Here is an 8,438-nt window from a genome sequence, read left to right as displayed (position 1 = left end):
TGGGAAAGTCTTATAAACAATTTACTTTAAAGGTAGGTAACGAAATTGCTTTGACTCCGGCTATGGGCTGGAATAGTTGGAACTGCTGGGGTTTGAGTGTAAGTGATGAAAAGGTTAAAAGTAGTGCTCAAGCCATGATTGACAAAGGATTGATCAATCATGGTTGGAGTTATATTAATATAGACGATGGTTGGCAAGATCCAAAACGAACTGCCAATGGTGCGATTATGGCGAATAGTAAATTTCCAGATATGCATGCGCTTGGCAATTTTTTACATAGCAATGGGTTAAAGTTTGGTATTTATTCTTCGCCGGGCCCTAAGACTTGTGGTGGCTTTCTTGGGAGCTATCGACATGTACTACAGGATGCAAAATCTTATGAGAAATGGGGTGTAGATTATCTTAAGTACGATTGGTGTTCTTATAGTGAAGTCGTTGGGGATGCACAAGATTTGCCGACACTCCAAAAGCCTTATATCGAAATGCGGACAGCGCTGGACTCCTTAAATCGTGATATTTATTATAGCTTATGTCAATATGGTTGGGGGGACGTATGGAAATGGGGACATCAGGTAGGAGGGAACTCTTGGCGTACTACTGGAGATATTACAGATAACTGGAACAGTCTATATAATATAGGTTTTTCGCAAAATAAAGAAGCCGCTTATGGACATACGGGCGGTTGGAATGATCCGGATATGCTAATTGTAGGTAAAGTGGGATGGGGTGCAGATCTGCATCCTACAGGGCTTTCTCCCGATGAACAATATACACATATAAGTTTATGGTGCTTATTGAGTGCACCTTTATTAATTGGATGTGATTTAAGTAAATTGGATAAGTTTACTTTGAATCTTTTAACCAATGATGACGTTATAGCAGTTGACCAAGATGAACTTGGACAATCTGCAAAACGAATGATTATTGATGATAGTGTTCAGGTATGGGTGAAAAATCTGGCGAACGGCAGTAAGGCAATTGGTATTTTTAATACAAGTGAAACTTATAAGAAGTATTTTCTTAAATGGAGAAATATTTCTTTAAACAATACATCTTATAAAGTGAGGGATTTATGGAGGCAAAAGGATGATGGTATAAAAATGGAAGGTGTAAATTGTGAACTACCTGGTCATGGAGTATTCTTGATTCGTGTGCAATAAATGTACTTGTAGAAGGAATAGATCGAATACAATATTTATTCTTTAATTAAATAAACGATGTTGTTGTTGCTCACTTTAATTCTGAGTACAATGGCAAGCTGAGTAGGGATCCCAAAATGGAACTTACGAGAAATGTTGCGAAGAATTAAAATTGTAAATTTGACAGTTAATAAATAGGAATCATTATTTCAGTAAATAAAGTTTATGAAAAAGATAATAAAAGGCGCTTTGTTTTTTGCGCTATGTGTGGTTGTAAAAGTAGCTACTTCACAAACATTTGTCCCCGATGATGGCGAATCTCAATCGATACTAGTTAAGCCAGTAGTGCCAATCAATGCCTATGCTTTTGACTTGCAAGATGTGCGCTTGCTTAATAGCCCCTTTAAAACGGCAATGAATGCCGACTTGAGGTATTTATTGGAGTTAAAACCCGACAGATTTTTAGCTGATTTTAGAAAAAATGCGGGATTGCAGCCTAAAGATTCTGTGTACGGGGGGTGGGAGTCTAGTGGTTTAGCCGGACATAGTTTGGGGCATTATTTATCAGCCTGTTCTTTAGCTTATGCAGCTACTGACAACAAGGAATTTTTAAATAGGATAAATTATATTGTAAACCAGTTAGCTATTTGTCAAAAAAGACGTGGTACAGGTTATGTTGGAGCTATCCCCAATGAAGACAGTATCTTCGGAGAAGTCGCTAAAGGAATAATTAGAAGTGGCGGCTTTGATCTTAATGGTGGCTGGTCACCATGGTATACCGTTCATAAGATTATGGCTGGATTGCTTGATGCCTATATTCACTGTGGTAATAAACAAGCGCTAGCAGTAGAAAAGGGAATAGCTGATTGGACAGGAAATACGATTAAAAATTTAGATCATCAGCAAATGCAGAAAATGTTGATTTGCGAATATGGTGGAATGAATGAAGTTTTGGCCAATACTTATGCACTTACGGGAAATAAAAAATATTTGAAGCTTGCTTATCGTTTTTATGATAATAGAATCTTAGATTCTTTAGCCAAACAAAAGGATGTACTGCCAGGTAAACATTCAAATACGCAAATGCCTAAAATTTTGGGTTGTATTCGTATCTACGAGCTAAATGGCGATAAGCATATGGATTCTATCGCGCAGTTCTATTGGAAAGATGTTGTGGATAATCATAGTTACGCTAATGGCGGGGACGGTAATTATGAATATTTTGGTAAGGCCAATTATTTCCCTTTAAGTGACAATACTATTGAAACTTGTCCTACCTATAATATGCTTAAGTTGACAACGCATCTATTTTCATTGCAGCCATCTGCGCATTTAATGGATTATTATGAAAGAGCCTTGTATAACCATATTCTGGCTACGCAAAACCATCAGACCGGAATGACGGTCTATTTTACACCTTTAAGAATGGGGAGTCAAAAGGAATATAGTACACCTTTCAATACTTTTACTTGTTGTGTAGGAACAAGTATGGAAAACCACGTAAAATATGGGAAGAATATTTATTATCATGGTGCGGATGGAAGCTTATTTGTTAACTTGTTTATTCCTTCGATACTCACTTGGAGAGAAAAGGGGTTAACGATTCGTCAGGAAACAAACCTTCCTAAAACAGATGTCGTTAATTTATCTATTAATGCCAAAAAACCGGTAACGCTCGCTATTCGTATCCGCAAACCTTCATGGGCATATCGTGGTGTAGAAATAAACGTAAATGGAGAAAAGCAAGCGATACATATAGATAACAGTGGTTATATCGTTATCAATAGAACCTGGACAGACGGGGATAAAATAGAAGCGATAATACCTCTGCAGATCCATCAGGAGGTTATGCCGGAAGATAAAGACCGTATGGCTATTTTTTACGGCCCCGAATTATTATCAGGTGTATTCGGCGATAAAGAACCCGATCCGATTAAAGGCATTCCCGTTTTTGTGACAAAAGATGCAAATGCCAAGGATTGGATTAAAAGAACTTCAGCTGATTCTTTGGTATTTCATTCCACCAATGTAGGGGAACCACACAATGTAAAATTGATTCCATTTAACCAGACTGAAAACCAGTATTACACTGTCTATTGGGATAAGTTTACACCTGCTCAATGGAAAGAGCAGGAGAAAAAATATGAAGCTGAAAAGAAGGAGCAACAAGAATTGGTTGCCCACACAACTGATTATTTAAGGGTAGGGGAAATGCAGCCCGAAAGAGATCATAATTTTAGAGGAGCTGATATTTATACTGGTGAATCACATACAAAAAAGTGGCGCGCTGCAGCACCGGGTGGATACTTTAGTTTTACGATGAAAGTCGATGAGGCAAAACCGAACCAATTGATTTGCACTTATTGGGGCATGGATAACCGGGATCGTATTTTTGATATTTTAATAAATAATGAGAAAGTGGCGACGGTAGATCTCAACAAGTTCAAAGCCACAAAATTTTACAATATCCCTTACAATATTCCCCTGGAATTAACCAAAGGGAATAAGGAGGTTACCGTTACTTTCAAAGCAAAGAAAAACAACATGGTTGGTCCGATATACGGAATAAGAATGGTGAGAGAATGAGTCTATGACTTACCCTGATTATATATTTTTTTCGGCTTTTTGATGACTGAAATTTTCTGATTTTTGAAGAGACCTTTTAGTTTCATTTCCAATAGTTGCTGGATATTTATTCTAATTTTTTATCACTTGAATTATATATTTATGACTTTTCTGAAAAAAGCTATCCTTAGTGTATTAATAATGCTGGGTACTATTTCTTTTTGTTCTGCACAATATAATTCAGATAGCGTTAGGATAATAAGGGAGCACTTGATGAAAAAAGAAGTTACAGCATATAATAATCGTGTATTTACACATGCTGATACCTTGCGTGGAAGTGTTACACCTGAAAGGGCCTGGTGGGATGCACAATGTTATGACATTACCATTAAACCAGATTTCCTGCATAAGTACACTGCTGGAAATAATTTGATTACCTATAAAGTAGTGAAAGATAAACAACCCGGGATGCAAATAGATTTGCAATCTCCGCTCGTTATTGATAGTATTATTTTTAATAACAATGAGAAACTCTCCTATGGCCAGGAGGGTAATATCTGGCACGTGAAGATGCCACATCAATCGGTAGGAACGATAAACAAAATAAATATATTTTTCCATGGATACCCTCATATTGCGACACGCCCACCATGGGATGGTGGTTGGACATTTACAACAGACTCTCTTAATCGACCGTGGATGACAGTCTGCTGCCAAGGAACAGGAGCATCAGTATGGTATCCTTGCAAAGATTATCAAGGAGATAAACTTGATAAAGGTGCATCGCTTACGATGATCGCACCAGATTCGTTGGTGGCAGTTTCCAATGGCAGACTACAATTCAGAAAGGAGAACGGAGATGGTACGGCAACAACTAAATGGGCCGTGGTAAGTCCGATAAGTAATTATTGTATCATTCCCTATATCGGAAAATACGAGCATTTCCATGAAGATTTTCAAGGGGAAAAGGGTCCACTTGACTTGGATTATTGGGTACTTGATTATAATCTTAACAGAGCGAAAGCATATATGCCGACACAGGTACATAACATGTTGCATAGTATGGAATATTGGTATGGTCCTTACCCGTTTTATGAAGACGGTTACAAATTGGTCGACGTGCAGCATACCGGAATGGAACATCAAAGTGCTATTGCATATGGAAACCATTATGCTTTTGGGTATAGAGGTATTGATTTATCTGGGACCGGATGGGGATTAAAATGGGATTTTATTATTGTGCATGAGAGTGGACATGAGTGGATGGGCAATAGTATTACGACAAAAGACTTAGCCGACATGTGGGTCCATGAAGGGTTTACCAATTACGCGGAGACTTTATTTGTAGAGTATATGTGGGGGAAAGCGGCAGCGAACGCTTACAACTTTGGGATAAGAAAAAAAATAGTTAACGACCGCCCTATTATTGCTCATTACGGCGTTAATCAAGAGGGTAGTGGTGATATGTATTATAAGGGAAGCAATATGTTACATTCCATCCGCCATAGTCTGGGTAACGATTCGTTATTTAGGCAAATATGGCGAGGTCTGAACAAAACTTTTTATCATCAGACAGTAACGTCCAGGCAAATTGAAAATTATATATCGACACATGCAGGATTTGACTATTCAAAAGTCTTTGATCAGTATTTGCGCACAATACAGATTCCTGAATTTGATTATTACTTTAATAAAGATCATAGCCGGGTCTTCTATCGATGGGCAAATTGTGTACCTAATTTTGACTTACCAATAGTACTCAAAAAAGGAAATACCAGGATAAGAGTTGCACCGACGACGGCTTGGAAAAGTACTCATTTAAATAAAAAAGAAGCGCTTCTATTTAATTCAAAAGATATTGCATACCTGTATTTCGTTACTGTAAGGGCGATAGAGACTAATTAGTACTCTTGTATTTTTAATCTGAAATATCAGATAAAAGACTATGGTTACATATTGCCTGACTTTGCATTATGCTACGATAAAAAATAATAATTATGAGTTTAAAAAATTTTCTTGTTTTTTCTGTTGGTATATTGATTAACAGTATTGCTTATGGGCAATATAGAAGACCCTCCGTTTCAGCAGTTCCGACGCTTGACCTAAAAGCGGGTTTTATTCATTGCACTACACCTAATTTTTCTTTGAGCCTAGTGCGCTCTTCACAAACGGTGGCAAGCTTATATTCCCGCAAAGATACTGTTCTTGATTTCACTCCAGGCGATAGACTTCAGAAAAGAGATCTTAATCGTCAGTATTATTTAGGAGATATAAATATTGGATTACGTTTAGATGGAAATAGAGATTGGAAATTTTATTCGTCTGCAAACGAACGTCAGCCTATTCTCCCGTTATGCGTTGAGGAGGGGAGGCAAACAATAGCGGCGGCTGATTTGAAGCCTACATTGCCAAAAGATATCCCACTAGATGTAAAGCGATATTGGATAAAAGTTGGTGACGATGTTGCACTAAGATTTACATTGACCAATAACGGTAAATCTCCTGTAGAAGTCGGCTATATTGGCATTCCAATGATCTTTAATAATATGATGCAGGGGGAAGATTTGGATATTACACAAAGAAAAAATGTTTTTTACGATCCTTATATAGGGATGGATGCAGGTTATTTGCAGGTCACTCGGTTGAGTGGCGTGGGATCAGCTTTACTGGTGCTGCCTGAAGCACATACGCCGTTTGAAGCCTACAATCCACTTTTAGACGACCCTACACCTCGTGGTAGTGATTTTGAAGGGTCTTATGAATGGGTGGTATGTAGCTTGGCCAAAGCCCAAACCGCATGGAAAGATGCAGATTCCTGGAATAAACCAAGCTCTTTTACCTTGAAGCCGGGCCAACAAAGAACAGTAGGTGTCAGATTTGTTTTGTCTCCTTCCATCCCAAAAATAGAAAATACACTTGCAAAGGAAGGGCGTCCGGTTGCAGTGGGTATTCCAGGCTATGTTTTGCCCGAAGGAGTGAATGGTAGTCTTTTTTTAAAATATAATTATAAAGTGTCTTCTATAGAGGTATATCCTTCGGGTGCTTTATCTTTTAAAAAGATTAGCACACTTAAAAATGGTTGGGAAAAATGGTTAGTTAAAGGAGAGCAGTACGGAAGAGCAAGATTAACAGTCAAATATACGAATGGCTTAGTTCAGACAATACAATATAAAGTGATTGAATCCGAATCCAAGACGATCAGAAATTATGGTAATTTTCTAGCAAAGAATCAATGGTTTGATCAACCAGATACTTTTTTTCACCGTGCGCCTTCCTTTATTAGTTATGATCATATATTGCACAAACAAGTGACTCAGAACAATAGAGCATGGATTGCCGGACTTAGCGATGAAGGGGGAGCCGGGAGTTGGCTTGGTATGGTAATGAAGCAATCTATTCAACCAGATAAGTCTCAAGTAGATAAAGTTGAACAATTTATAGACACCACCTTGTGGGGACATATTCAATATAAAACAGGGCCTTGGAAATACGGTGTTAGAAAGAGCCTTTTTTATTATGCACCCGATTCTTTGCCGGCAGGGACATATAATTCCTCTATCAATTTTAAAACTTGGTCAGCCTGGCCACTCAAAGAAGCTGCTTCTGTAGGAAGATCATATAATTATCCACATGTGGTTGCCGCTTATTGGGCAATGTACAGGATAGCTCATTTTCATCAAGGTTTAGTTACCAACCATCAATGGCATTGGTATTTAGAGCAAGCCTTTCACACGTCTCTTGCTATGATAAATTTTGCTCCGTATTATACTCAATTTGGTCAAATGGAAGGAACGGTATTTTATTTATTATTGCAAGATCTTAAACATGAAAACCTGGTAGTGGAAGCGAATGAATTAGAGCAATTAATGAGAAAAAGAGCAATTCACTGGCGTTCATTAGCTTTCCCTTTTGGTAGTGAGATGCCTTGGGATTCGACAGGACAAGAAGAGGTATTTGCATGGTCTCTTTATTTTGGCTTTTACGACAAGGCACTTAGTACTATAGATGCTATTATGGGGTATATGCCTGCCATTCCTAGTTGGGCGTATAATGGCAATGCCAGACGCTATTGGGATTTTATCTATGCCGGCAAGTTACAGCGCATTGAGAGAATGGTGCATCATTATGGTTCTGAGCTGAATGCGATTCCTGTGTTAACCTGGTACAGATTGCATCCTGAAGATTTTTATTTGTTGCGTATTGGTTATGGAGGACTTTTAGGTGGTATCTCCAATATTGAAAAGGATGGATTTGCCCCTTTGGCATTTCATGCGTTCCCTGGCTCATTGAAAGAAGATGGCTTTTCTGGAGATTATGGATCAGGGTTCTTTGGTTATGCCATTAATTCAGCTACCTATATAATCAAACACCCTGAGTTTGGATGGCTTGCTTTTGGAGGTAACTTAGAACAAGATGGTAATTGGATTAAGACGCTTTTGACGACAGCTTCATGCGCTAGGGTCTTTCTTGCACCTGAGAAATTATGGATTACACTTAAAGCCGGAAAATTGGAGGAAGTTGAATATAATAGTCAAACAGCAGAATTGCGTCTTAAATTATCTGCCAAAGATTCGTTCACAAAAGAAGCGGTACTAAATATTATACACCCTTCTGGTACTGATATTAATTATCATTTCGCATCAAATGAAGGCATGACAAAAGATGGTAAAAGTTATATAATTCCACTTGCAGATAGTTCACTAACTGTTGTTTTGAAAAAGAATCTTAGATGAT

General features: G+C 38.0%; 4 protein-coding genes. All 4 read left to right on the top strand.

Annotated features, from left to right (window positions below; genetic code table 11):
- On the top strand, positions 1–1,160 hold a 1,160-nt coding region (locus ACQR30_RS00920), incomplete at its 5' end, for a glycoside hydrolase family 27 protein (RefSeq protein WP_429729956.1).
- A gap of 204 nt (positions 1,161–1,364) precedes the next feature.
- Positions 1,365–3,725, top strand: a complete 2,361-nt coding sequence (locus tag ACQR30_RS00915; protein WP_429729953.1) for a beta-L-arabinofuranosidase domain-containing protein — start codon at positions 1,365–1,367, stop codon at positions 3,723–3,725.
- A 141-nt stretch (positions 3,726–3,866) separates the two neighbouring features.
- A complete protein-coding gene (locus ACQR30_RS00910; RefSeq protein ID WP_429729950.1) occupies positions 3,867–5,609 on the top strand; it encodes a M1 family metallopeptidase in 1,743 nt (580 codons plus the stop codon).
- A 92-nt stretch (positions 5,610–5,701) separates the two neighbouring features.
- On the top strand, positions 5,702–8,437 hold the full coding sequence (locus tag ACQR30_RS00905; RefSeq protein ID WP_429729947.1) for a DUF5695 domain-containing protein: 2,736 nt from the start codon (positions 5,702–5,704) through the stop codon (positions 8,435–8,437).
- Position 8,438 lies beyond the last annotated feature (1 nt).

Origin of the sequence: Arachidicoccus sp. (assembly GCF_050436765.1) — a bacterium.
Classification (GTDB): domain Bacteria; phylum Bacteroidota; class Bacteroidia; order Chitinophagales; family Chitinophagaceae; genus Arachidicoccus.
The sequence above is the reverse complement of the archived record's forward strand: the minus strand, read 5'-3'. Positions and strand labels throughout refer to the sequence as shown.

Coding starts and splice junctions, on each gene's coding strand:
- ACQR30_RS00910 (WP_429729950.1), top strand. CDS start 3,867: ATGACTTTTCTGAAAAAAGCTATCCTTAGTGTATTAATAATGCTGGGT.
- ACQR30_RS00905 (WP_429729947.1), top strand. CDS start 5,702: ATGAGTTTAAAAAATTTTCTTGTTTTTTCTGTTGGTATATTGATTAAC.
- ACQR30_RS00915 (WP_429729953.1), top strand. CDS start 1,365: ATGAAAAAGATAATAAAAGGCGCTTTGTTTTTTGCGCTATGTGTGGTT.